The 25,335-nt window shown below is 47.6% G+C and carries 27 protein-coding genes; 14 read left to right on the top strand and 13 right to left on the bottom strand.

Annotated features, from left to right (window positions below; translation table 11 throughout):
* Window positions 1-49 precede the first annotated feature (49 nt).
* A complete protein-coding gene (locus ACRYI5_RS05440; protein ID WP_448224538.1) occupies window positions 50-898 on the bottom strand; it encodes an alpha/beta fold hydrolase in 849 nt (282 codons plus the stop codon).
* Window positions 899-941: 43 nt separating this feature from the next.
* Window positions 942-1,574: an HAD family hydrolase gene (locus tag ACRYI5_RS05435; RefSeq protein ID WP_448224537.1), complete on the bottom strand. Its 633-nt coding sequence runs from the start codon at window positions 1,572-1,574 to the stop codon at window positions 942-944.
* Between the two features lie 154 nt (window positions 1,575-1,728).
* On the opposite strand from ACRYI5_RS05435, the gene ACRYI5_RS05430 reads away from it, so the two are divergent.
* The 8 genes from ACRYI5_RS05430 to ACRYI5_RS05395 all read left to right on the top strand — a co-directional run bounded on the left by ACRYI5_RS05430 (window position 1,729) and on the right by ACRYI5_RS05395 (window position 10,959).
* Window positions 1,729-3,156 carry a C69 family dipeptidase gene (locus tag ACRYI5_RS05430; protein WP_448224536.1) on the top strand — a complete coding sequence of 476 codons (1,428 nt, stop codon included), beginning with the start codon at window positions 1,729-1,731 and terminating at the stop codon, window positions 3,154-3,156.
* Window positions 3,157-3,442: 286 nt separating this feature from the next.
* Window positions 3,443-3,778, top strand: a complete 336-nt coding sequence (locus ACRYI5_RS05425) for a hypothetical protein (RefSeq protein ID WP_448224535.1) — start codon at window positions 3,443-3,445, stop codon at window positions 3,776-3,778.
* 234 nt (window positions 3,779-4,012) lie between these two features.
* On the top strand, window positions 4,013-5,461 hold the full coding sequence (locus ACRYI5_RS05420; protein ID WP_407881159.1) for a hypothetical protein: 1,449 nt from the start codon (window positions 4,013-4,015) through the stop codon (window positions 5,459-5,461).
* Window positions 5,461-7,356, top strand: coding sequence for a mucin-binding protein (locus tag ACRYI5_RS05415; RefSeq protein WP_448224534.1), 1,896 nt, complete (start codon window positions 5,461-5,463; stop codon window positions 7,354-7,356). Before ACRYI5_RS05420 ends, ACRYI5_RS05415 begins: the two co-directional genes overlap by 1 nt.
* Before the next feature lie 337 nt (window positions 7,357-7,693).
* Window positions 7,694-8,053 carry a MarR family winged helix-turn-helix transcriptional regulator gene (locus ACRYI5_RS05410; protein WP_448224533.1) on the top strand — a complete coding sequence of 120 codons (360 nt, stop codon included), beginning with the start codon at window positions 7,694-7,696 and terminating at the stop codon, window positions 8,051-8,053.
* Window positions 8,054-8,503: 450 nt separating this feature from the next.
* Window positions 8,504-9,895: an asparagine--tRNA ligase gene (asnS, locus tag ACRYI5_RS05405; protein ID WP_448224532.1), complete on the top strand. Its 1,392-nt coding sequence runs from the start codon at window positions 8,504-8,506 to the stop codon at window positions 9,893-9,895.
* A gap of 172 nt (window positions 9,896-10,067) precedes the next feature.
* A complete protein-coding gene (locus tag ACRYI5_RS05400) occupies window positions 10,068-10,604 on the top strand; it encodes a MarR family winged helix-turn-helix transcriptional regulator (protein WP_448224531.1) in 537 nt (178 codons plus the stop codon).
* Complete coding sequence (locus tag ACRYI5_RS05395; protein ID WP_407881151.1) at window positions 10,597-10,959, top strand: rhodanese-like domain-containing protein; 363 nt, start codon at window positions 10,597-10,599, stop codon at window positions 10,957-10,959. The genes ACRYI5_RS05400 and ACRYI5_RS05395 overlap by 8 nt, the downstream gene beginning before the upstream one ends.
* A 57-nt stretch (window positions 10,960-11,016) precedes the next feature.
* Here ACRYI5_RS05395 and ACRYI5_RS05390 read toward each other — a convergent pair whose 3' ends face one another.
* The 4 genes from ACRYI5_RS05390 to rihC all read right to left on the bottom strand — a co-directional run bounded on the left by ACRYI5_RS05390 (window position 11,017) and on the right by rihC (window position 14,851).
* Window positions 11,017-11,268 carry a YdeI/OmpD-associated family protein gene (locus ACRYI5_RS05390; RefSeq protein WP_448224530.1) on the bottom strand — a complete coding sequence of 84 codons (252 nt, stop codon included), beginning with the start codon at window positions 11,266-11,268 and terminating at the stop codon, window positions 11,017-11,019.
* Window positions 11,269-11,283: 15 nt separating this feature from the next.
* The gene (locus tag ACRYI5_RS05385) at window positions 11,284-11,928 is read right to left on the bottom strand and encodes an NAD(P)H-hydrate epimerase (RefSeq protein ID WP_448224529.1); all 645 of its coding nucleotides are present in this window, start codon (window positions 11,926-11,928) and stop codon (window positions 11,284-11,286) included.
* A 2-nt stretch (window positions 11,929-11,930) separates the two neighbouring features.
* Entirely contained in the window at window positions 11,931-13,796 is a 1,866-nt protein-coding gene (locus ACRYI5_RS05380) for an FAD/NAD(P)-binding protein (protein WP_448224528.1), read from the bottom strand.
* Window positions 13,797-13,933: 137 nt separating this feature from the next.
* Window positions 13,934-14,851: a ribonucleoside hydrolase RihC gene (gene rihC / locus ACRYI5_RS05375; RefSeq protein ID WP_407878494.1), complete on the bottom strand. Its 918-nt coding sequence runs from the start codon at window positions 14,849-14,851 to the stop codon at window positions 13,934-13,936.
* Window positions 14,852-15,124: 273 nt separating this feature from the next.
* Here rihC and ACRYI5_RS05370 point away from each other — a divergent pair, with 273 nt between their 5' ends.
* Complete coding sequence (locus tag ACRYI5_RS05370; RefSeq protein WP_448224558.1) at window positions 15,125-15,901, top strand: tyrosine-protein phosphatase; 777 nt, start codon at window positions 15,125-15,127, stop codon at window positions 15,899-15,901.
* Between the two features lie 174 nt (window positions 15,902-16,075).
* Here ACRYI5_RS05370 and ACRYI5_RS05365 read toward each other — a convergent pair whose 3' ends face one another.
* Both ACRYI5_RS05365 and ACRYI5_RS05360 read right to left on the bottom strand, forming a co-directional pair.
* Window positions 16,076-16,777: a B3/B4 domain-containing protein gene (locus ACRYI5_RS05365; protein WP_448224527.1), complete on the bottom strand. Its 702-nt coding sequence runs from the start codon at window positions 16,775-16,777 to the stop codon at window positions 16,076-16,078.
* Window positions 16,778-16,842: 65 nt separating this feature from the next.
* Window positions 16,843-17,472: an NAD(P)-dependent oxidoreductase gene (locus ACRYI5_RS05360; protein WP_448224526.1), complete on the bottom strand. Its 630-nt coding sequence runs from the start codon at window positions 17,470-17,472 to the stop codon at window positions 16,843-16,845.
* An 88-nt stretch (window positions 17,473-17,560) separates the two neighbouring features.
* On the opposite strand from ACRYI5_RS05360, the gene ACRYI5_RS05355 reads away from it, so the two are divergent.
* Together ACRYI5_RS05355 and ACRYI5_RS05350 are read left to right on the top strand one after the other, a co-directional pair.
* Entirely contained in the window at window positions 17,561-18,196 is a 636-nt protein-coding gene (locus tag ACRYI5_RS05355) for a GyrI-like domain-containing protein (protein ID WP_448224525.1), read from the top strand.
* Window positions 18,197-18,207: 11 nt separating this feature from the next.
* Window positions 18,208-19,020, top strand: a complete 813-nt coding sequence (locus ACRYI5_RS05350; RefSeq protein ID WP_448224524.1) for a CPBP family intramembrane glutamic endopeptidase — start codon at window positions 18,208-18,210, stop codon at window positions 19,018-19,020.
* 74 nt (window positions 19,021-19,094) lie between these two features.
* On the opposite strand, the gene ACRYI5_RS05345 is transcribed toward ACRYI5_RS05350, so the two are convergent.
* Entirely contained in the window at window positions 19,095-19,538 is a 444-nt protein-coding gene (locus ACRYI5_RS05345) for a universal stress protein (RefSeq protein ID WP_407878506.1), read from the bottom strand.
* A gap of 36 nt (window positions 19,539-19,574) precedes the next feature.
* The gene (locus ACRYI5_RS05340; RefSeq protein ID WP_448224523.1) at window positions 19,575-21,200 is read right to left on the bottom strand and encodes an Nramp family divalent metal transporter; all 1,626 of its coding nucleotides are present in this window, start codon (window positions 21,198-21,200) and stop codon (window positions 19,575-19,577) included.
* Window positions 21,201-21,348: 148 nt separating this feature from the next.
* On the opposite strand from ACRYI5_RS05340, the gene ACRYI5_RS05335 reads away from it, so the two are divergent.
* On the top strand, window positions 21,349-21,642 hold the full coding sequence (locus ACRYI5_RS05335; RefSeq protein ID WP_448224522.1) for an HU family DNA-binding protein: 294 nt from the start codon (window positions 21,349-21,351) through the stop codon (window positions 21,640-21,642).
* Window positions 21,643-21,700: 58 nt separating this feature from the next.
* Window positions 21,701-22,048, top strand: coding sequence for a hypothetical protein (locus ACRYI5_RS05330; RefSeq protein ID WP_448224521.1), 348 nt, complete (start codon window positions 21,701-21,703; stop codon window positions 22,046-22,048).
* Window positions 22,049-22,142: 94 nt separating this feature from the next.
* Here the strand turns inward: ACRYI5_RS05330 and ACRYI5_RS05325 are convergent, their stop codons facing one another.
* The 3 genes from ACRYI5_RS05325 to ACRYI5_RS05315 form a co-directional block, all read right to left on the bottom strand.
* Complete coding sequence (locus ACRYI5_RS05325; RefSeq protein ID WP_448224520.1) at window positions 22,143-22,715, bottom strand: GNAT family N-acetyltransferase; 573 nt, start codon at window positions 22,713-22,715, stop codon at window positions 22,143-22,145.
* A gap of 151 nt (window positions 22,716-22,866) precedes the next feature.
* Entirely contained in the window at window positions 22,867-24,060 is a 1,194-nt protein-coding gene (locus ACRYI5_RS05320) for a CynX/NimT family MFS transporter (RefSeq protein WP_407878515.1), read from the bottom strand.
* A 219-nt stretch (window positions 24,061-24,279) separates the two neighbouring features.
* The gene (locus tag ACRYI5_RS05315; protein ID WP_448224519.1) at window positions 24,280-24,759 is read right to left on the bottom strand and encodes an ASCH domain-containing protein; all 480 of its coding nucleotides are present in this window, start codon (window positions 24,757-24,759) and stop codon (window positions 24,280-24,282) included.
* Between the two features lie 158 nt (window positions 24,760-24,917).
* Here ACRYI5_RS05315 and ACRYI5_RS05310 point away from each other — a divergent pair, with 158 nt between their 5' ends.
* A complete protein-coding gene (locus ACRYI5_RS05310; RefSeq protein ID WP_407878519.1) occupies window positions 24,918-25,289 on the top strand; it encodes a DUF1304 domain-containing protein in 372 nt (123 codons plus the stop codon).
* Window positions 25,290-25,335 lie beyond the last annotated feature (46 nt).

Genomic DNA, 25,335 nt, shown 5'->3' with positions numbered 1-25,335 from the left:
CTTCTTGTCCATGTGGGCGTTTTTGCGTTAGCTAGATTAGATCACGTGGTTATGCGTCGACAAAGTAATCCCTGATGGCCGTTGCGATGACATCTGCGTGTGATTCAAGGGCAAAGTGACCGCTATCAACAAGGATGACCTTCGTGTTCGGATCGTCTTTTTTAAAGGCGGCTGCACCGGGGTAAATGAACGAGGAATCATTTTTCCCCCAGATGGCCAAAAGTTTTGGTTGCGCCGTCCGTAAGTATGTTTGGAACGCGGGATACATTTTGATGTTAGTCTGATAGTCGAAAATCAAATCTAACTGGCGTTCTGCATAATCAGGTGTCTGGGTGTAGGCAATGTCCAGTGTATAACCATCTGGTGACACACTGTTTGCGGGCGTTCCAAACGTATATTGTTGCTTGATGGTTTCTGGTGCAAAGGCGGTTCGATACTGGTCACGTTTAGCAGGCGTTGGGTGATCCCAGAAGTCCTGCCGGGTGGCCCATTTCTCGCCCAGACCTTCCTGATAAACGTTCCCATTTTGGCTAATGATCCCGAGAAGCCACTCTGGATGGGCCGTGGCAATCCGAAAACCGATGGGCGCACCGTAATCAAAAACGTACATGTAAAAGTGGTCCAGTTGTAGCTGTTCTAAAAAGGCCGTTGTCACCTCGGCGAGGTGGTCAAAGGTGTAGCTAAACGTTGTGTGGTCCGGCGCACTGGACTGGCCAAAACCGGGAAAATCCGGCGCAATTAAGTGAAAGTGCGCCGCTAACTGGGGCATTAAATCACGAAACATGTGACTCGCGGTGGGGAAGCCGTGCAAAAGCAGCAGTGTGGGTTTGTCACTGGCCCCTGCTTCTCGATAAAAGATGTCTAATCCAGCAACGTTAACCGTATGATAAGTGATCATAATGAGCGCCTTTCTGCATCAAAAGTGGTGCTGACGATGAGAGTTAATCAATCAGGTTTAATAAGTCATGTGGTTTGTCGATAACAAAATCGCTGTCACGAATTAAGGCCTGATCCTTTGGCCCACCCCATGTAACAAGTGCAAAACTGAGACCAGCGGCATGAGCAGCCTGTTGATCGTAAATGGTGTCCCCAACGTAAACGGTGATTTGGGGATCAAGGGTGAGTTTATGAATGGCGGCGTTTAGTGATTCGGGTGATGGTTTGCCGTGTGCCACTTCATCAGCGGTTACCCGGGCATCCATGTACTGATCCAAATTAAAGTTGTCGATCAGATCACGTTGATATTCGGGCATCAGTTTGGACGTGACGATGGCCGTTTTAAGTCGGTGATTTTCATGAAGCTGCTTTAAAACGGCCTCAACACCGGCATAGACGTGCATGGTGTCGTAATAATCATCTTCGTACACTTGCCACTTTTTCAGAACGGCAGGCGCTTCATCATCGGTGATGCCTACATCGTGCAGGGCAATCATGGCAGTGGTGCCAAACGTTGGTGACAGTTGGTCGTAGGCAAAGTCATGGCCAAAGTCAGCGAGGGCCCGTTGCATGGACAGCATGTACATTTTTTCGGAGTCAATCAGGGTACCATCAACATCAAAAAGAAAATTTTGCATGGAAATACTCCTTTAATTGTAATTAAAGTTATTATACCAAAGATGGTGGTGCCGAATGTTGTGGTCGGGTTCGCGAGTGGTACTCCAACCTGAAGTGAGTTAAAATAAGTAAATTAACAGAAACGAAAAATTTGTTGAGAAGGGTAGAATAACGATGAAATGGGATAAAGCATGTACCACAGTTTTAGTTGGTAAGAAGGCGTCCGTTGATGGCTCCGTCATGATTGCCAGAAATGATGACACGTTCTTACCAATCACACCACAAAAGGTTGTGATGTACCCTGCAGTTAGTGGTCGCCATGAAAACCTAGTGTCCACACAAAATGGCTTCAAGGCACCATTGCCAGAAAGTGGCTACCGGTACCAAGGAACGCCAAACGTTGATGTTCCTAGCGAAGGGATCTACGACGAAAGTGGGTTCAACGAAAAGAACATCGCCATGTCCGCCACAGAAAGTGTGTACGCGAACGAAAAGGTTTTGGCTTACGATCCGCTGGTTGTTGACGGAATGGCTGAAGACACGATGCAAACGATGGTTTTGCCCTTCATCAATTCTGCTAAAGAAGGGGTCACTTACTTAGGTGGCCTGATTGCTAAGTACGGGTCACCTGAAGGTAATGGGGTGATTTTTGCTGACGATAAGGACATTTGGTATATGGAAATCGTTACGGGCCATCACTGGGTGGCTTCACGGATTCCAGATGACGCCTACGTCATCACTGCAAACCAAGTGGGCCAAGAACAAATTGACTTTGACGATCCAGACAACTTTATGTGGTCTGACGGGATCCGTGAATTTGTTGATGAACACCACTTAAACCCTGACAAGACGGGCTGGAACTTCCGTCATATTTTTGGGACTGATACAGAAAAGGACCGCCACTACAACACACCACGTGTTTGGTTTGCTCAACGGTGCCTGAACCCTGAAATTAAACAAGATCCAGAATCAAGTAACTTACCGTTCATTTGTCATTCAAGCCGGTTGATTAGTTTGGAAGACATTGAATACATCGAGGGGTCTCACTACAACGAAACACCGTTTGACCCAATGGGCCATGGCTCTGAAGAAGACAAGACGCGTTACCGGCCAATTTCATTGAACCGGACGCAACAAAGTCACATCTTGCAGATCCGGACGGATGTTCCTGAAGCAATGTCTGCTGTGATGTGGCTCTCAATTGGGGTGCCAACGTTCACGCCATTCTTGCCATTCTATGCGAACGCAACGGATACGGACGATAGCTTCAGCAACACATCCATGACGTATAACGTAAAGGATGCGTACTGGATGTACCGGACGATTGCGATGCTGACAGAAAGTCATTACAGCCACTTCATTCAAGAAGACATTGATTATTTGAAGGACTGTCGTGAAGAGATGCGCCGCATGATGGCAACCATCGAACAGGAAGCCGCAGATAAGCACCTCACGGGTGATGAGCTGACGGCACACTTAACGGACGCAAACCACAAGATTGTGGCAGCAATGCGTGAAAAGACAATGGCATTGATTGGTCATTTGGTAACGGAAGGTTTGAAAATGTCCAAGCTAACGTTCAACATGGATATTAATTTATAGAGCGGGAACAGGCGCGTTTAGGCCCACTCAGGTAACACAAACGGGATTTATGGACGTTCTTGGTCCATGAATCCCGTTTGTGTTAGATGAGAAGCGACCTGCGCCTGTACCCGCGTTTTCGAGAGCCAGAGCAAGAATGCCATGCGGGGATGGGTATTTTAACCGACACATTGTGACCCCCGCCGGATGAAGTGGGTTTAAACAGCAGAAAATGTTAGCGAATGTACACCAAGGTAGGTGACAAACGGTATAATAAAATCAAGAGTTTTATTAACGAGGTGAGAAAATGAGTCAAGAAATTCCAGAAAACATGCACGAGGTCCTCTTAAAGGTTCAGGAAGAAAACGCGCGGCGCGATGATGATCATCAAGTAACGGAAGAACAGGTCATGGCAAACGCCGTTCATGATACGTTACAGTACTGGGTCGATTACTTATTGGATGGTCACTATGACGAAGTGTCGTGGGCTGGAAACCAATTAGTTGTTGAAGACATTGTTGGTGATGAAGTTGGGCGTGTTGACCCAATGAGTGAGACATTTGCAAACGACTTCCGGCAGAGTCCGGAGGGTACGCTCTTTCGGTTAGAAAGTGAAGCGAACAGGCTTATTTCACATCGGTAGATGATGAAACGTTATTATTAACAACTTGGTAAAGGGTCGCCACGGATAAAACCGTAGCGACCCTTTTGTCTGTAGAAAGTTGCAGGAAATATAATAATAATAATTTTAATAAAGAAATAAAGATTGAAAACATTTTAGTTTAGTGCAATAAATATATAGTAAATTTAATTGCTTAATTACTGAAGCATAAAGATATTTAAATTTATTAAATGTTCTGGAACATGGAGAGTCTTGATGGATGACCGGTATTTAGCGCTATTAGATCGAGATCAACAAACATCGATCCGTTTATTGCAGTATATTCTTGATAAAAATCGTGATGTCATTTTGTTGAATAATGTTTTTGCTGATCTTGGAATCAGCGCATATAAGTTAAAGCGAATTATCGAAATGATTAATCATCAAATGGAAAGTCTGTTTGATCAGGATAATTGTCCAACGATTATTTTATTTGATCAAGGAATTCAAACAAGCGGCGTAACGTCGCAAACAATGAAAGCGCTATTACAAAGATTAGCGTCAAATTCGATTCGGTTTAAAATTTTTACCCGTACGTATTTATATGATGATCAAGATAATTTTGGTGATTTTCTAAGTCGCTTAGGAATTAGTCGGGCAGTGTACTACCGACAAAAGACAACCATTGCGCTAACAGTTTCATCCTTACCCGGATGGGATGAGCGAAGCGAAGCAGCCTTACGGCGTTCATTGTTTGGCGTATATTATTACTTTTTCAATGGAGCAACATTTCCGTTTAGTGCTGGAATCACGGCTGCTGCTAAACAAGAAGTGGAGCGAATTCGCCAGTTAGAGCAGGTCCGATTGACAATTACACAGCGGATTCAGCTACAGTATCTATGTGCCATTCAGATTACAAGATTGCGGATGAAAAAGTGGGTTGAAGCAACAGATGTCGAGGTACAGTCAACCGTTCCGCTGTTGACGGAATATGTAAAGCAACAGTTTAGCCTTGACGATGATATGGCAACACTTGAAATTAATGCAATCAATGAATTCTTAGTTATCATCGATGCCCTAACCATAACGGGGGCCACATTGTCGCCTGAATTGCAGGAAAATGTCACCCGGGTGACACAAGAGCAACTTAACATTATTTCAAATGCAGTAAGTGCAACATTACCCGCTAAGATGATGGCAGACCTAACAAAATCGCTTCGATTAATTAATTTAAAGTGTCAGTATCCGTTTTATAGTTTAGCCACGTTTGCATCGCCCACAGAGATTTCGTTTTTTCAGGAAACTTATCCACGTGTTCATGCAACTGTTGAACGACTGATTATGGCCTGTCAGAAACAGATGGTTGGTCAGATCGACGAAGCAATGTTGACGCAAATTTATTACTCGTTGATGTTCACATTGTTAAACGTTGTGCCAATCGCGTACTTTGCGGTTCCAATCAATGTGACGGTCGATTTCTCACAGGGAGACATTTATTCCGAGTACATTAAACGTAACGTGCTGAGTTTGGCCCCTGGCGAAATTCAGGTAGATTCTGTTGTGACCGCAAAGACGGATTTATATCTCTCTGATATTTATTTTCCGGAAAGTGTTGTCCCCCAGGTGACCTGGGAAAATCCACCGTTACCGGTGGATTGGGAGCATCTGGCTGATGTAATTATTGAGTTGAAACAACGGCCAGTGAAGGATGAGGCTGATAAGTAATGCAGGCAAAGAAGAAAAAAATAAATCAACGATGGTTAGTGATGGGGGTGACCCTGAGTTCGTTGAGTGTAGGAACGGGCCTCGTCACCGCTAACGCACAGGCAGCGACGACAGAACAGCGTGTTTCAGCTTCTGATTTAGCAAGTTCACAGAGCACGGCAGCGGCTAATTCTTCGTCATCAATGGACGGGAGTAATCAATCACAGAAAGCTTCAAATATGTCACAAGCTGGGACTTCATCTGTGGCGGCTGGCTCGGATGGCCACGAAGCGACTTCGGCGGCCGCATCAACAGTAGCGAAAACAGCACCTACTCCGACATCTAACGCAGTGAAGCCGACCGCACGGGTTGCGCAGCAACAGCTGGCCGCGGCGGCACCAACGTCATCTGCGCCGACGGGCATTGATTGGAACAACTGGCAAAAGGACGGCGGCAATGCGCTTAACACCGGGACGTGGTCAGAACAGCCAAGTACCGATGGTTATACCAAGCAAGTGAACATCACAAACATGAACGCGTACGTTAGCCCACAAGGTGATACGGCAACAACCGTTTGGATTCAGCGATACAGAGTTCTTTATTATCATGCGGACATTACGGATTGGTCTGCAATTACCGTGACGAACATGGCAACTGGCATGGTGTACGTCATTCCCAAGACCGCGGTGATTCAGCAACTTTCACCCATCTCTGGGACAGAAGCAATTTATTGGTATTTTCCACAAGTTCCGGGATTCGTGACGCAACAAACGACACCAGCGACAACGTTTAACATGCAGTTTGAAATTACGTTTCATGGGGATTCGTCCTTACGGTTAGTCACGCTGAGCACACCCAGAATTTCTGGTGAATTGGTTAAGACGTATTACAAAGATGCCGTTACGGGGGCAACGATTGCCTCGCAGGACGTGTATGGCACCAGTGCAAGTATTGATGCCAATCTTGGTATCATTGTCGCAAAGCCGATTACTGGCTATACAGCAACGAACTGGAACTATTACAAGAACAATGACACGGTGGTAACAGCTGGCACCGATGGTGTGTACGGTGCAGCGACGCTAACAACCGATAAACAAGCAGTCATCTTTTATTATAAAAGTAACAAAACGGCTACGATAACGTACGTTGATGACACGACCGGCCAGCCACTAGCAACGGATCTGGTGACAGGAATTGAAGAGGACCCCATCGAGTATGAGACAACGGCGCGCATCAAAGGGTACGAGGCACAAGGGTATCAGCTGGTGAGTGATGGGTTTAGTGATGGCGGGACGGGAACATTTACTAGTGATTCTGGTCAACAAACCTACGCCGTGCACCTAAAACGACTAGCGCCACCAGTAACGCCGCCAACAAAACTAACGAACTCAAAACCAGTTGACCAACCAACACCACCAGCTATGGTTGAGTCGGTGAGTGTGCCTCAAGACCAACCAGTAGTTCTGGTAACACAGCTCGTTATTCAAGTGGGCCATCAATTTACAGAACAGCCAGTGCCGGTGAGTGAAACAGTTGACCAACCCATGCGGTGGCAATTGCCGAAACAGCCACGAGCGCGAGTTGAGCAGCCACTGGAACCGCTAGCGGCCACGAATACGCCAGTAACCGCCGACCGACAACCGGGCGTTTATCCGGTTAGTTGGGGTAAACAAGTGATGATGTTGGTGGCAGCGCCAATCGTGACGTTTAAACGGCGGTCTACCCGGGTGATTTGGTCCAATGTTTCTTCAAAGCAACGAATTCAGCGCGAAAATGATGCCATCTTTAAACGGTTTGACAACCAAATTTTGAAGCGTGGCGGTCAGCGTGATCCCCAGACAAACGGAACGTGGTTGGGAATGATTGCCCGGCGATTATCTGGCAGAGCACGGTTTGGACAAAAAATGATGGATTAAGTGAAGCGGCTCCTTGAAGAAACCACTGTTTGAACGGATTTAACTGACCGTTCAGATGGTGGTTTCTTTTGAATAATCCAGCCCTAAAGCATAACGAGCTTAGCTATTTCTAAATTAAATAGTTAACTAGTCTCTTTTTTTCGAAAATTAACCAAAAAAACGATAATTTTAGTTAACAAGTTGCAGTAAATCCGGTCGTGCAAAAGTTAAAATAACTAGCATAGTAAGAAAAAGTAAATCGAAGTTATTTTTTAACAAGATTAGATTTACCAGTAGCGGTACTTGTTAGGGGTAATCCGCCACAAGAAATATTGGTGAAAGTGAAGTGGTGATGACGATGCAAACAACGAGTGAAACGAGTGCCTGGCGTGACTTAATTAAACAGCAACGACGGGTCAACCAGTTGAATCAGCATTTTGTGCGTGAATACGGACTGACCTTATTGGAATTGACGTATTTAAAGATCATTGATCAAGTCCCTGACATTTCTTCGACAGAGTTAGCGGATAACATTGGTGTTTCTTTGTCAGCTGTCTCGAGTAAAGTGGTTCGAATGGTGGACCACGGCTTGGTGGTCATGGCCTTTTCACAAACCGATCGGCGGGTCAAAAAGCTCTGTCTAACAGAAAAAGGGCGCGAGATGTTAACGCAAATCAAACATAATCGTGACTTAACCCGAATGGATATCAGAATTTAACGCTGATTTTTGGGGTTAGAGTTTTCATGCTAAACAATGGGGGAAACGCCTGAACAACTATTATGAATAGTTGTTCAGGCGTTGCTTGTTTCCAGCAAAAATTAGTGCTATGATTTTGACAACTTAATTAAACTAAAAAACCAAAGAAAAAGACGTGTCCACGCGGAGACTTAACGATAGCGAGCTAAGGATAGTGAAAGCTTAGTGGCGAGGCCGGATGGAAGAACACTTTTTCTGTTGCTATTCTGAATTGATCGAGTAAGATTAGCCGTTGCCGGTACGTTATCACACGGAGCGTATGTTAGTACGTTATTAAAGTTGGTTTGTCGATGTCATTCGGCAGGCAATGTGGGTGGTATCGCGGAAAGACCTTTCGTCCCTATTATGGGGATGGAGGGTCTTTTTTTAGTCGATTTGAAGCAGAGTGGTACGTGGTGAAAGGATAATATTATGACAGAAATGCTAGTTAAACAGCTTTACAGTGATCAACAGGTTGCACCGGATGAAGAAATTACGTTACGTGGCTGGGTAAAGACGATCCGGAGTAGTAAAAAAGTTGGCTTTATTGAATTAAACGACGGATCATCCTTAAAGCACGCGCAAATCGTGTTTAAGAGTGATTTGGAAGACTTTGCTGAAATCGGTAAGTTACCAATCAGTGCGACCGTTGCGGTGGTTGGGACGGTCACGTACACACCAGACGCAAAGCAACCATTTGAAGTTCAAGCAAAGTCGGTTACGTTGGTGGGGAACTCCAGCAATGACTATCCACTTCAAAAGAAACAGCACACGTTTGAATATCTGCGGACCATGGCGCACCTGCGTCCCCGGACCAACACGTTTTATTCAGTGTTCCACATTCGTTCGCTGGCTGCGTTTGCCGTTCATCAATACCTTCAGGAACACGGCTTTACGTACGTGAACACCCCAATTATCACTAGTAGTGATACAGAAGGGGCCGGCGAAATGTTTGAAGTGACGACCCTCGACATGAAGAACGTCCCAACAACAGATGAGGGCAACGTGGATTACAGTCAGGACTTCTTTAAGCAGGAGACAAACCTAACTGTTAGTGGTCAATTGCAGGCGGAAGCCTTTGCACTGGCACTACGTAACGTCTACACGTTTGGCCCAGCCTTCCGCGCCGAAGATTCACACACGACGCGCCACGCTTCAGAATTCTGGATGATTGAACCCGAAATGGCGTTTGCTGATTTGACGGACACGGTTGATACGATTGAAGCCTTGCTGAAGTACGTGATTGATTACCTGTTGAAGAATGCGCAGGACGAACTGGCCTTTTTAAACGACGCGGTTGATAACACGTTGATTGATCGGTTAACGAAGACCCGTGATGAAGCCTTTGTTCGGTTGACCTACACCAAGGCCATCGAAGAATTGAAGGCGGCGCCAGTTGACTTCGAAATGCCCGTTGAATGGGGCATTGATTTACAGGCTGAACATGAACGTTACCTGTGTGAACAAATTTACCAAAAACCGGTCTTCCTGACGGACTATCCAAAGGCCATCAAGGCATTCTACATGCGTGATAACGATGATGGTAAGACGGTGGCTGCTGTTGACCTGCTGGTTCCTGAAATCGGGGAATTAGTCGGTGGGAGTCAACGTGAAGAACGGCAAGCTCAGTTAGCCAAGAAGATTGCTGACCTCGACATGCCAGTGGAAGAATACCAATGGTACCTTGACCTGCGGAAGTATGGTGAAACCGTCCACTCCGGCTTCGGGATCGGTTTTGAACGGTTACTGATGTACGTGACCGGGATGGAAAACATTCGTGACGTGATCCCTTACCCACGGACACCGGGGAATGCTGAATTCTAAATTGATGAAATAATGAAGCACCGTTCCTGCGATTAATCCGCGGGGCGGTGCTTTTGTTTGCGTCGTTGATCTAAACGCCATGCGGATGAAGTAAAAAATGTTGACGAAAAGAAAAAGACAGGTATACTGAATGTAATTAGCCGGCTAATTACATTCATAAAGGGGGTTCATAATGACAGAGTTTACGTTTGCAGACCGTCCGGATGACGACCGGTTAAAACTAACGTTGGCGGCGTATACGACCATGACGGATCCAGAAGCAGCAAGTCTATTTTTGGATTTTCAGTGGACGTTTCGAGAAATGCAGGCGGCCTACGAGACCGTCTTAGCACGTTATGAGTTATCTGAATCAAAGTTTATTCTACTGATGTTCTTAGACAATGAGCCAAGCCATGCGTTGTTACCATCCGAATTGGCAACAAAATTAGGGGCATCACGGGCGACGGTCAGTAAACTACTTGTCGGAATGGAACGGAGTGGGTGGATTACAAAGGATCATGTGCTGGCTGATAAACGGGCGGTCTTGATTCGGTTAACGGACGCGGGGCGTACTGTGTTGACCGCTTTTTTACCCGAAAACTTTCGAGCAGTTGCCACGATCTTTAGCAACTTTTCAGCTGAGGAACGGGCGCAACTGACCCGGTTACTGAATAAAGTGAAGCAAGGAACGACACAACTAAACGACAAACGAGGATTAGAAAATGAATGATAAGAAAATTGAGCTGTTACAAACGTATTTGAGCCTGTATATCGACCATTTTACGGTCCTTAACAGTCTGGATGAGACTGATTCAAAGTACGTTGTGTTAGATGTGCGTAACGCACCAGCACAGGTTAAGAAAGACCAAATCAAAGGCGCTGTCGCAATGCCTGCTAAGGACCTTGCCAACCACCTGGACGAGCTGGATCACGACAAGACGTACGTGGTGTACGACTGGACGGGTGGCACGACGCTCGGGAAAACAGCACTGCTCATTCTGTTGTCAGCAGGATTTGATGCGTTTGAACTGGCCGGCGCGCTTGAAGGCTGGAAGGGAATGAACCTCCCAATTGAAACGCTCTAAAATAGTTTCAGCAAATAAAAAGTGTAATCGCAAATTTTTGCGGTTACACTTTTTTCGTTATTTATCAGGCCGTGAATCGTAGGCCCGTTTTGACTTGAATCCAGCCGCAAAAACTTCCTTCATCTTTACGATGTGATTGTCTTTAGTGGCCTGCGCTTTGGCCCCGAAGATAAAGCGGGCCCATTCGCGCTGGTAACCAGGTGTTAGTGCGGTAAAAAAGCTTTGCATGGCTGGGTCGTCGGTGAGAAGTGCCGTCACGTCCGGAATGTTAACTTCGTAGTCAGCCAGTGTCTTTTTAGGTTCTGCCATGAAAAAAATCCTCGTCTAGTGTAGTGTTGTTGGATCATAGATCCCAATGTCAGCAACGGTGACGACGCCAGCATATTGCTGAGCGGCCGTTGTGCAGAGACCTAACTTATTGTAACCCATCGTGACCGTTTCCGTGGCTTCAATTGCGGTTCCCATCACCTGACCATCGTCCGTGCCCAAACCAGTTGGCATATCAACGGCCATGATGTTGGCAGGACTGGCATTCATTTGATTAACGGCGGTTGCAAAGGTTCCGGTGACGTCACGCGCTAAACCGACACCAAAAATGGCGTCCACAATGGTTGTGAAGTGGTCGAGGTCAGGTTGCTGATCGGTGACAGTGACCCCGTAACGTTCTGCAATGGCAAGTTGTTGGGCAGTTTGTTCTGAGGCGCGGTCGCGGTTGCCAAGGAGCCAAATGGTGACGGGAACGTGCTTCAAGTGGAGCAAGCGGGCTACGGCCACCCCATCGCCGCCGTTATTTCCGGTAGCAGCGACGACCAGTACGCGGTTTAAGTCGAAGTTTGTACCGGTGAGCAAGCGGTCAGTGATGGCAAGGGCCGCCCGTTCCATGAGAACCATTGAGGGCACACCTAACTGGTCAATGGTGTACGCATCAAAAGCGTGTGCTTGTTCAGCCGAAATAATTGTCGTTGGCATGGTTAGTCAGCCTCCGGTGTGTGCGTGAAGAGGTGAGCCACGGTGGCATCGACCGTTCGTAAAACGCTGTCGTTGACGCCAGGGCGGGGACTAGCGGTGGTAAACCAGTGGCGTCCTTCGGTGGGCACACCTAAAAAGTAGAGGCCGGTTGCTGATTGGCCGGTCGTTGTAACAAGCTGATTGGTGACCATATCAACGTCGACGGCGCCAGTTTGAAAGGTCGAGCCGTCTTCCATGGCAAGTTGTTGGGGCCGTGCCAGACCACTCCGTAATAATGATTGTGTAAGCGGATCGCAGCTATGACTGGCAGAAACGGCGGGAAGGCGCGCTTCAACAAGGTGGTCGGCAAAGTAACGTTCTGTTGGTGCCAGGGGTGACCAGGTGACAAACTGGTTGGTGGTTGTGTCCGAATCGACCCGCATGTTGGGACCGACAACAGTCACGATCCCGGCCACCATTAAGGCCCGGAGTTCGGCGATGCGTTGTTCAGGCGGACCAACGGAAAGGTATGAATTTTCGTTATTAAACTGACCAAGGAACACGTTACGGAAGTCTTCTGTGCGTAACAGTTGGCCGTCCACGATCCGGCGAACAACATCGCGGAGATCACGAAATAGCTCCAGTGCTGACGTCAAGGGCCCTGTTTTGGTGCCTGCAAGCGCCGCTTTGACATCCGCTTGCAAATAATCAAGTAGCGGTTGTGGCGTCGTTGATGCTGGGGTAGCCGTTGGATTTAGTAGCTGGGTCCAATTCAGATAATCACTTTCAATAATGGGTGAACGATAAACAACGCCTTCAGGCTGGGGACTCGTTTCAAACGCGTGGAGAAATTCACCGGCATCAACCTGGGGATACTTCAACGCCAAGAGACGCTTGTAGTACACGTACTCGGCTTCGTGGTGAAACTGTTCCATGAACTTGGTGCCGGTTAGTGAACCAACGGCTTGATACTGGGCAAACCAAGTGGGGGTGAAAAAGTGTGGTGAATCTAGTTCGCGGGCCGCCTTTTGGTTATGCCCCTTGGCGCGTAGTGGGTAACCACGCCGGGAGCCGGCGATAATGTGGGGCTCGATCCCAGACGGATGGTAGACTAGATGATCGTCTTCAGATGTGAAGTAGCCACCCCGGCCCTGCGTAAGCATGGTGGTTGCATCAAAGAAGTTCAGGCCAAGGCCACGTAAAATAATGGTTTCACCGGCGGCAAGGTCGTCAAAACGATATTCTTGCGGTTGGGTTGGCGGGGTGTACTGAAGGTTATGCTCATCGGCAAAATTGAGAAGCCCAGTTTGCTCTGGCGTGAGGTCATTTTCTGAGTGACCGAGAGCCATGATAACAGCATCAGCCTGAAAGTGACTGGTGGTTGTCTTGATCAGATAACGATCCGTTTGTTCCAAATGGCGGAGTGAATTGACCGTTTCCGTGCGGAGGGTCAGGGTGACATTGTCTGGTAAATGATCCTGGAGGGTCAAAAAGAACCATTGTTGGTAAGCACCGAACAAACTCCGGGACGCGTATCCGTTATGAACCAGAGCCGCTGCTTCGGCTAACAATGCAGCACGATTAGCGACCGGGTGGCTAAACAAAAATGCGGGGGCTTCGTGATGAGCCCATTCAAAGAGGTTCGGACCAGGAGCAACGGGACCCGCCATTTTAACGGTTTCATCCGTAAAGAGGGTGATGAAATCAGGGTTGGTGTTCATTAAAAGTTCGTGCGGTTGGTCAACGGGCCAGACGCGCCCACCAATCCCGAATGGATCGACCATGGTGATGGTTAAAAGCTGGTTCTGACTTGTCTTGCGCTGCCACTCGATGAGTCGTTCAGCGGTGATAAGGCCCCGGGGTCCGGCGCCGATTACAGTAATGTCCATGACGACCTCCAAAAAGATTAATTACGTTCAGTATATTTCTTCATGAAAAATTGTGCATGTGTTTCGCATTTGAGATCAGCAAAAAGGCCACCGATGAAAAGATGCGTTCATCAATGACCTTTTAGTTAACTTTGTAGTTAGTCTTGCTTAAATGACTTCACTTCGTCGATGAACCACTGGTTAAAGGCAGCGGCGTCAACATCCACACAGACGCTGGCGTTAATCTTACCGTCATGGTAAGCGCCACGAATGTCAGCCACAGTTTCACCATTGGCTGGGCCATCTGTAATTACGTCAACCCAGTAATCCTTGGTAACGTATGCTTCTGGGTGTAGCAGGTAGAAGATGGTGTTTGCATCGTGAACAGCAGTCCCCTGGTCGCTGTGGTCGAAATCATGACTGATGATTTCGTGTAGCATGTGTCCGGCGCGGCCGAATGTGTCGATGGTTGCCAACGTTTCGTCGGTAATCAAGGCCTTCATGGTAACGTCAAGGCCGACCATCACGATCGGCACACCTGATTCGTACATGATCTTGGCAGCGTGGGGGTCGGTGAAAACGTTGAATTCAGCGGCACTAGTCATGTTACCGTGACCAAGTGAACCACCCATGGCAATGATGCGTTCGATCCGTTCCTTAACTTCAGGGTATTGAACAAACAGCAAGGCGATGTTGGTGTATGAGCCAGTTGGCACCAAAACGACCTTTTCGTCACTTGCCATAATGGCATCGTGCAATGCTTCAACGGCAGACTTGTCTAACGCCTTGTCCGTTGGTTCTGGGAAGTCGTAACCGGCCATCCCTGAAGCCCCGTGAATCCGGGCAGCATCTTCAAATTCCTTGATCAGTGGTGCTTTTGCACCACCGGCAACAGGCACGTGCTTGCCGTAGAAGTTATCGATGGTCAGGGCGTTTTTAGTCGTCTTGTCCACGGTAACGTTTCCGGCCACAGCAGTAATCAACTGTAAGTCGATTTGTGGGTCGTTAAGGGCCATTGATAAAGCAGCCGCGTCATCAATTCCTGGGTCAGTGTCCATAATTACTTTGTAAGTCATAATTGTTTATCCTCCAGTAAATTCTTCCGTGGCGTAACGCTCACAGTCGCTACCGACGGTTCCTTTCTATCATACTAAAAATTCACGAGAAAAGAAAACGCTTTCTGCAATTATGAACATTTTCTCATGATTGCCATCTACTCACCCTCAATCTGTCGATTAAGTTTCAAATATTAATGATTGCGAACTTACTGAGCTCAAACTTTCGCCAGGTGTCCGAAAACGGTATAATAGAGTGATTGAAACCGAGACAATTCAGGGGGGGCGACAACAATCGAACGAGTTTTAGATATTAAACACGGGCATAACTTCCGGGACCTTGGGGGTTATCAAACAATTGACGGTCACACAACGGTTTGGCAACGGGTGGTTCGGTCAGCATCATTAAACCAGCTTGACCGTGCGGACCGGGCATTGCTGACGAACTATGGTGTTCACACAATTCTCGATTTTCGGACAAACAAAGAATTGTTGCGCGCACCTGATCAGGTTCCGGCAGGGGCAAAGGATTATCACACACCAATTTTGGCGGTGGATGATACCAGAAGCTCAGCAACACGAAAAGAATTACGTGATGATCTAAGTGAACCGGGCTACGGTTATCGCCAGATGATCCAGACGTATCACGAAATGATCGCGGATGATTACTCACAAAATGCGTACCGGATGTTCTTTGATTACTTGCTGGCTAATCAGCAGGGCGTGGTGCTGTTCCACTGTACCGCTGGTAAAGACCGGACGGGCCTTGGCGCCATCATGCTGTTGTCCGCATTGGGCGTTCCTGAGGAAACCATTTTACAAGATTACATGCTGACAAACCAAACCTCCAAACCAATCTTTGACGCCAAAATGACGGAATTAGATGGTGACGGGGCCTCACAGGCTGTGAAGGATAACGTCACCGCATTGTGGGTCGTTAATGAGGATTACTTTGCCGCCGCCATGGATGAAGTTAAAACACAGGCTGGCGATATGCAGACCTACTTGAGTGACAAAATCGGCCTCACGCCGGCAAAAATTGCAACGCTGAAGGAACTGTATTTGAAGTAGCGAAAAGTGACATTCAGTTCAATTCATAAATAAAGCAAAATCCTTGAAAAGAGGAATTTTGCTTTACATGCACAAAAGATAAAGTAAGAAATCAATTTTTGGAAAAAATGTTTTAAAGGTAAAAACAAGCGCCCAGCCTCTCGAAATGAGAAGCTAGGCGCTTGTTTTATCTCTTTAGTTTAACGTTACCGTTGGGTGATCACGGTCAAGCAACGTGGTGGTTGCCGTTGTGTGAAGGTATGTTTGAACCAGCTCTTCAATGTCAGCCAGTGCCGCGGTCAATTCATCCTTGCGATCGGGATTGACACATTCCAGACACAGAAAAGCGTTGGTGGTTTCTTCAGTCAACATGGTGCGTTGGCCATCACGCCAGTTCCAACAGCGACAAACGATGCCAGCGTCGTCTTCGTAAACAACTTCACCGGGTAACGCTGGATCTGGGTCATCCTCACCAAGTGGGAGGAACGGTTCGCCTCCGTTAGCGACGGTCAAACGAAGGTCACCAACCATGGCATCAATGTTTTCACCACCACATGGCAAAGCGTGCCGTAGTGAAACGACGTTGTACAGGTCAACCAGACCGTTGATGCTGGTCACGGGTTTACCTTGCTGCGCACGTTTGAGCAGGTTTTCGATGGATGAGCGGGCACCTTTTTTCGTCTTGAACTGTTGGTACGCATGCCGCCAATCGGAAACGACCGAGTTGGCTGAAATTGGCGTTTCTGGAACAAATGCCGTGGCGGCCAGATTGGCATCTGCTAACACCTGTTCCGGCACGGTTTGATGATTATCGACATCGTGTAAAACAGCGACACCGATGAGGGTGTCAGGGAACAGCGTCCAAAAATCGTCGCGGATGGTGAATGATTTTGTCATAATGAGGCCTCCAAGGGTTTGAGTGCTTTCATTATGCACCACTTTCACGACAATGTTGTCGACAATCACGCACTTACGACAGAAATATGTTCGTTAAGGTGCTGCGGTTGTTGCAGTTCATCCATGAAGGCCGCAGCATAATCAGCGTAACTGATTTCACTCTTGCCATTTGTGTCAAAGACCATGACATCACCGCCTAGTTTGTAGCGCCCAGTCTTTTTACCTTCAAACTTGAAGTTGTCGGCTGGTGAAATGTAGGTCCAGTGCAGATCATCGCTCTTTTGCAGGAGGGTGAGGGCACTCCCCATGCTAACGGAGATGGGCCGAACAACGACCGGGAAGTCTGCTGCGTCATAGCGTCTCGTTGTTTTGTTTGAATCAGTGAAGAGGCTACCGGCGCCACCAACAACCATCAGACGAATGCTGGTGTGTGTGGTGATGTCGATTAAGTGTTGCATGACGAGTGGATACTCATCCGCTTTGCCAACCGGTGCGCCAAAGGCACTGACCAACACATCCAGGTCGCCAATGTCATCGGTAGAAAGATCCATCAGGTCCCGTTCTAAGTAAGGGACATCAAGCGTGAGCTTGCTGTGGTCACGAACGATGGCCACGACGTCAATGTGGCGGTTAACGGCTTCATGCAAGAGTAAGTTACCTTGCTTGCCAGTGGCACCAATAATTCCAATTTTCATATGAGGAAACTCCTTTAGGTAGTATGATTAAACGTGTAAGTAATCGTAATAAGTAAATCACCGTTAGATTACCGCAGGAGGCAGATCAATGGCAAACAAAAAGCACGAGTGGCGCAAAGATGAACGGACGTTATATCCAACGATGAAACACCCGTCGATCACCACGGTTCCGGCACAAACGATGATTACGATCAGTGGCCAGGGCAACCCGAACAGTCCAGAATTTGCTGAACGGGTGGGCGCGCTGTTTGCAATCAGTTATGCAATTAAAATGGCGCCCAAAAAGGGCATCGATTTTCCTGATGCCATTGACTACACCGTTTACCCATTAGAAGGCTACTGGACCATGCCGGATGACTTTACCGGTGGGCCGATCGATAAAGAGCAACTTGTTTACACGATCATGATCAAGCAGCCAGCGTTTGTGACGTCTGCGGTGTTTGAACAGGCCCGTCAGCTGGTGAAAGATAAGGTTCCTGCAACATTGCTGGAACAATTACAGTTAACGACCACCACAGAGGGATTGGTCGGGATGATTTTGCACGTTGGCTCGTTTGATACGGAAGCCGAAGACTTTGACCGTTTGGATTACTTCTTAAAAAACGAAGGATACGTGCGCACGGAATATGCCCATAAAGAAATCTATCTGTCAGACTTCCGCCGGGTTGAAGAAGCGAAACGAAAAACCTTGTTGCGGGTTAAAATTGCTAAACGAGAATCATGAGGGCTGAATAAATGAAGCGACAGACAGGAACACAAACAGTTGGGGTGACGCTAGGGCTAACACTGTTGATGATGGTGACACTATGGAGTAGTCGTCAGGTATTAGGGCGGGTACTCCCACGGAATTTATGGATGATGGGCGCTGAAGTGATTGCGCTACTTGTGTTGTGGCTGGTGAATCATTATGGTCTTCATGAGCCGTTACCACTCCGGCCCAAAACGAACGGCCAGCTTTGGCGCGCCGGGTGGCTTGGAATAATCGTGATTGTTTCATATATTCCCATGATCCCACTGATGGCGATAACGCAACATTATGCAGTATCAACGGTCGTTGAAACAGTCTTGATGTGTGTGATGGTGGGAATCTACGAAGAGATTCTTTTCCGTGGTGTAATTTTGGGAATGCTTTTGCGAACCTTTACGGGAAAACGTCGCATCATGGCCGCCGTGTTAACGAGTAGTGCGCTATTTGGCCTCTCACACGCAGGCCACTTCTTTGATCATGTTGGTCAGAGTACCACGAGTACGTGGTTACAAATTGTCTATGCATTTTGCATCGGAGTTTACTTTTGTGCTGTGACTCTGCGAACGGGTTCATTATTATGGACGATGATTATTCATGCAGCGTTTGATATGCCAGCAATGTTAGTTGAGTTTAGCGGACACATGTCACTGCGTGGTTCTGCGGCAGGTGGGAGCTTTTGGACACAACTGGCTGATGCAGCCACTGAATTTGTTCCAATCTTACTGTTGGGATTATGGTTGATTCGGCGGCGACAACAGGCCGCAATTGATGAGGCAACACCGATGTGGCAATCAAACTAAAATTTACCAATCAAAAAAACGATTTACGAAAATTTTTCGTAAATCGTTTTTTGTAGTTAACGGTGATTTTAAAATTACCGAATGATCATTACTGAAATTGGTGAATACTTTGCCATGTAAGCCGCTTGGGAACCAAAGTACTTCCGAACGCCCTTTTTGGACAGGGAACCGATGATCAATAAATCGGCCGCGGTTGCGGGAATGACCCGCTCAACGATCGTTTCACCAGGATCGCCCTCGTCAACGATCATTTCAATGTTATGAACACCACCCGCGGCTGCGATGGCTTCGTATTCCTTTAAGTGACCGATGAGTTCGTCACGCTCACCATGAACGTAATCCTTGGTGAGGGCTTGGTAAACGTTCATGTCGTCGCTTTCAAGAATTGACGTAATGATTAACGTTGCGCCATCCTTAGCAGCCCGACGAACCGCGTACTTAAAGGCTAGTTGAGCGTCGGCCGAATCGTCGACCCCGACTAAAATTCGTTTGAAAACTTGATCAACATCTTCTGACATGTGCTTTTCTCCTCTGGGTTAGATTTGAAACAGTTCCTACTTTGCTTCTGCGTGTTCTTGTTCAGCCAATTGAGCGGCATACCGTTTGTTCCCACGGTATAGATCAGCGACCATCCAAATCAAAAGTGCGATGATGGCAACAATCAACAGGTCGGAAACGGTGTTAGAAAGCGTTGCTTGTGACTTAGCGGGGAAGAAGGCCTGAATTTGCGCTGGTAGGTTGTAGATGTTTAAACCAATCAGGAGCAGAACGGCAACCCAACCGGCAATCTGGGTGTACCAGTGGTTCGTGAACCGTTTCCCCATTTCAATCTTACTGTTAGTGAACATCAATAGTGGCAACATTGAAAATGGAAGGGCGAACGCCAGAAAGACTTGAGAATTGTTCATGAGATCATTTAACGCTTCGTGTTGCTGAACGGGTGATTGACGACTTGTCAGACCAACACAGATCAAAACTGGAACAACTGAGATCAGCCGCGTTACCAGACGCCGTAACCATAGCGGCATCTTCATGTGAACGAAGCCCTCCATGATGACCTGCCCGGTTAACGTTCCGGTAATCGTTGAGTTTTGACCAGAGGCAAGAAGTGCAACCGCAAACAGGGTTGATAACACCCCGGTGCGTGCCACGCTGGCAAGTACCCCGTTACTCATGGTTGACGTATCACTTAACGCTTGGTACAACCCGAAGAACGATGGATCCTTAACGGCGCCACTCTTGAAAACGGCGACTCCCATAATCAACAACAGTGCGTTAACGAAGAAGGCAACCGTTAACTGAATGTTGGAGTCCCACATGGTGAACCGCACTGTATCTGCGATTTGTTGTTCGTCGTTGTGATCCACTTGCCGCGTCTGGGAAATTGCGGAGTGAAGGTACAAATTGTGGGGCATAACGGTGGCCCCGATGATCCCGAGGGAACCGGTCAGTGGTGAAATGCCACCAATGACGGGTCCCTTGGCAATCGTCTTTGCACTAGGAATCAAGCCAACAATGGCAGCGCCCCAGTTGGGGTCTGACAATGCAACTTGGTAGGCAAAGACAACAAAAATAACGACAATTAAAGCGACAACAATGGCTTCAATTTTACGAAAACCGATTTTTGTTAACAGCAATAATAGCAGGACATCAAAAACGGTGATGAAGACTGAAATGACGAGTGGAATGTGAAACAGAAGGTAAAGCGCAATTGCCGCTCCAATAACTTCGGCAATGTCCGTGGCCATGATGGCAAGTTCGGTCATTAACCACAACACGATCCCCAGTGCTTTACTGGTTCGTGCCCGAATCATTTGGGCAAGATCCATTTGACTCACAATACCCAGTTTAGCCGCCATGGCTTGTAACAACATCGCAATTAAACTCGATATCAAGATGATGGACATTAATAAATACTGGAAATTTTGTCCGCCGGTGATGGATGTGGACCAGTTACCAGGGTCCATGTAGCCGACTGCAACCAGTGCGCCGGGTCCGGAATACGCAAGAAGTGTCCGCCAAAAGCCCTTTCCCGTTGGGACTTTCACGGTGCCGTTGATTTCTTCGAGCGACCGACCATTCGCGTAATGAATCAGCCGTTCTTTTTTTGGTTTTTTGCTTGATGTGTCCAAAGCAAAGACCCCCTCATTTAGTTTTGGTACGCAAATAGCATACAACATTTTTTGTGATTTGTAGACAACTGTTTTAAAAATCGCTATATTATTTTTAAGGGACGGCTAAAAAACTGTTGAAATAATCATAAAAATCATTATTTGAATGGCCGTAATTATTCAGGATGGTAAACGTGAACTGCTTTTGGGGGAAACGATGACAGATAAGGTGACGAAAAGGGACTTGGTGAAGGCCGTTGCGGCACAGACCGCGTGTTCACAACGGGAAACGTTGTTAGTGATGAATGCACTGTTTGATGCAATTGGTGAAGAATTAGCGGTGGGGCATGAGGTTGAGCTGCGAAACTTCGGGACGTTTTCAGTTCACACAAATAAGGCGCGGATCATTAGTGATATTAGTGGGCAGCCCGTCCATATTCCCGCGCACCGGTTGGCAAAGTATCGTTGCGGCGCAGGATTACGCGCGACATTGAATAAAGGCACCCGTTGAGCTTTGCGGCGGCACCTGTCATAATGAACCCACAAAGCAATGATGGAGGACGTGAATAATGCTATCGGAACCTGCACTGACAGAATTCGTTAACGGATTGTGGCTGACGGTTACGGCACTCATGGCGGAAACCAACCGGTTAAAAAAGCATGTCCGGTCACAGCGGGACTATGATGCCGTGATCCACGAAAAAATTAGCCCCCGGGTGGCAGCGGTCAACGAATTAGTGACCTGGGTCTGCGATCAAACGGTTCCAGACGCAGCTACACAACAGGTAACGGCCATTCAGCAAGCGTTAACACAATTAGCTGCTGACGAACGACGACAGTTGGATCAAACAGAGCTTGACCAACGGAATCGGGACCGTGAGGAAGGGCGAATTGCGCGGCACCGCCGTCGCCAGTGAGGCTAGAATACACATAAACTAAAACGACGTGGCACCCAACATTGGGCACCACGTCATTTTAGTTTAGATAGAATGTCAGCGGTTCAACCGTTGATTACCACATGATCTTTGGCCCAACACCAAGGTTGATGGTGGCCTGGGCAATTTCTTCTTGGTGATCAAGCGCAGTTGGTGTGAAGTAGTCCATCATGGCAATGGTTCCAATGGCGTCACTCTTGATGGTCTCGGCAGGCGAACCGCCGATCAACACAGTCTTTGGCGAGGGATGCCAACCACCAAGTTCATAAAACGGCACGAGGTCGGGCGCACAGGTAAAGATGCTAAAATCGGCATCATCATGCTGAATGAGGGCGTAGGCCGTCATGATGAGGGCGACACCAAAGCCCTTTCGGCGGTATTTAGGTGCAATCATCACTTCAGAGAGTCCGCTGATTTGATAGCGGTGGTCGTTGATGATCACTGCCGTTGACGGAATTTTTAATGAACCAACCAGTTGGCCATCGTCGTCATGCATGGTGGTCACCATCAGTTGCTCGTAATAAGCGTGATAGTTCTCCTCAGCGTGGGGGTCATCAGTAATGTTCGGCCAGTAAATCGCACTGAGATCTGCGATGGCCTGCTTGTCCGCGGGAGGTAACGAGAAGTAGTGGTGCGTTTCAGTTTTCATAATGTCCTTTTATGGTTGTCCTCAAGTGGGGAGTTATTAGCTACCAACATTTAACCACGAAGCGTGGTGTTTGACCAGTAAATAAGCGCCAGAAAAATGCAGACTCACATTTTCTGGCGCTCATCAGCGAACGATTAAATTGAATGATGGTTTAGTGGAAAACATCCTCACGATTGTTGACGTACATGGCCGTGGCCACGGTCAGCAGTGCAAGAACGAGTAAGATAGCCATCAAGATGTTCCAGCCATGGAGCATTACGTGAAGGGTCCCGTAAGCGATTGGCCCGACGGCAGCAATCAAGTAACCTAATGATTGTGCCATCCCGGAAAGATCGGCCGTTTCTTGTGGTGTGCGAGCCTTTAGGTTTAATAACGTCATCGCAAGGGCAAACAATGAGGTCGTGGCAGTCCCTAAGATGACACAAAGAATGGCAAAGTACCAAACCATGTGGAACGGAAGCAAAAGGCCACCGATCCCAACGATGAAGAATCCACCGATGGTCAACAATAATGCGGACTGGTTCTTTGACCGTGCCGAAATAATGGGCACTGCGTAAGCCGCTGGCAGAGAAGCGATTTGATATAGTCCCAGGAGCAAGCTGGCCGTATTGGCAGAAACACCACGGTCAACCATCAGGGTTGGTAACCACGTGATCAACGTATAGAACACCAAGGACTGAAGCCCCATGAACAGGGTCATCATCCACGCTGTTGGTTGTTTCCAAACGGATTGGTGTGGCGTTGCGGCAGAAGTTTCGGCCACCGGTTGAGCCTTGTGGTTGTAACGAAGGTTCGGTAACCACGTGATGACGTTGACTAGGGCAACCAGTGAAAAGATTTGAACCGTAAACTGCCACCCGATTTTACCAGCCAATGGTGCAGACACCCCAGCAGAAATGGCGGAGAAAAAGGTCATGGAAAATGAGTACAAACTGGTCATTTCACCAATTTTTGTTGGGTAGTTTTCGGCAACTAATGCGGGAAGCAAAACGTTTAAAAAGGCGACCCCAACCCCAACAAGCAGGGTTCCGATAATCATGGCAAGTGCAGAATATACCCGCAGCCAGTTTCCTAAGACCAAAATGATGAGGGCAATGAGCAGGGCGACTTCCGTTCCGACTTTGGCTGAGATTCTGGGCGCAATTGGTGAAAGCGCCGCAAAACAGAGCAGGGGAATGGTTGTGAGACTTCCGGCTAAACTACTTGATAAATGCAGTGTGTGCTGAATGGGTGCCAAGATTGGTGGAATGACCGTGATGACCATTCGTAAACTTGAACCTAGTAAAATAACGCCTAACAGCAGCCAGCTGCTGTGTTTAACGGCTTGTTTGACATTGTCAGACATAAAACAAAAAACCTCCATATATAAAACAATTGATTTGTTGACTTGCTGGCTTAAGCTCCGGTCTAACGCGCCCCAGGTGCGGGTGACTTACTGGCGGCTAGAAATTAATTGTTTTATGTCCGGTGACTACGGCAAACAAAAATAACTATCCTAGTTTACTCGCGATTTGTTGGTTCAGCAACCTTATTAGTTTACGAAGTTAAATAAAATTTAAAATATTTAATGCCGATTAATCCCCAGAGTGGGGGTGTAAACGACCCGAAACGTTAAACTAACCACGGGACTCGTTGCTGTAAACGTTGTCCCAATTGCCGTTGCTTGCGCGGTGAACAAGGCCGTTTTATCAGCTTGCCACGTGGCCAATTGGCGGTCACCCACGCCCTCAAAGTAGGCATGTTCAGTTGTAATCGTGTTAAATGGGAGCACCTGAACAGCGACAAACTGTAAAATTGCAACGGCGTGAACGGAACCATCATACAAAATCTCGTACGCCTGGTTATGTGGGACCGGTGCGTGTTGATGATCGTACATGGCGAGTAAATTGGTTGTGGCCTGTTTGAGACCGGCCGTGACGCGCATGGCCTCGATGTCAGCAGCTTCCGATCCACCACCAAATGACCATGCTTGGTGCGGCATTTCGGCTGCCGTTGGGTGTGTTGCGATGAATTCATCCCAGAGTTGTTCTGCAGTGTAAGCCATGACAAACCTCCTAAGCTAAGCAAGTATAGTTTCAGTATACGGGTTTATTGACGAAAACGCTTTCTTTAGTGACTAACAATCACCGTGATAGTGGACAGCAATGGTGAAAACGTGTACGCTCCCACTTATAGACAATTTATTAAAGGGAGCGATTGAGGATGTTGGTATTTACGTTGGCACTAGCGGGTGTCGTTGGTTTAGAGCATTTATTCATCATGTGTTTGGAGATGTTTGGTTCAACGAGCCGGATGGCGCAACAAACGTTTGGCGGGGATGAGGCCTTTTTGGCTCAACCACGGGTTAAGGCGATCTTTAAGAACATGGGGATCTATAACGGGTTCATTGGGGTCGGCATTTTGTGGTCCTTGATTGCACTGCCCACACTGGAAATGCGGGCTGTCTTATTGTTATTCACGGGCTTTGTGGTTGTCGCAGCAATTGTTGGTGCGGTCACTGTTAGTCGGCGGATTTTCATCGTTCAGGGACTGCCTGCTGTTTTTGCGGTTCTGTGCTTATTGCTATTCTTGTAAAAATAAACCGGCTGCCATCCAATCATGTTGGGTGGCAGCCGGTTTT

The sequence above is a fragment of the Furfurilactobacillus sp. WILCCON 0119 genome, assembly GCF_053471565.1.
This window is presented reverse-complemented; position numbering and strand designations above follow the sequence as displayed.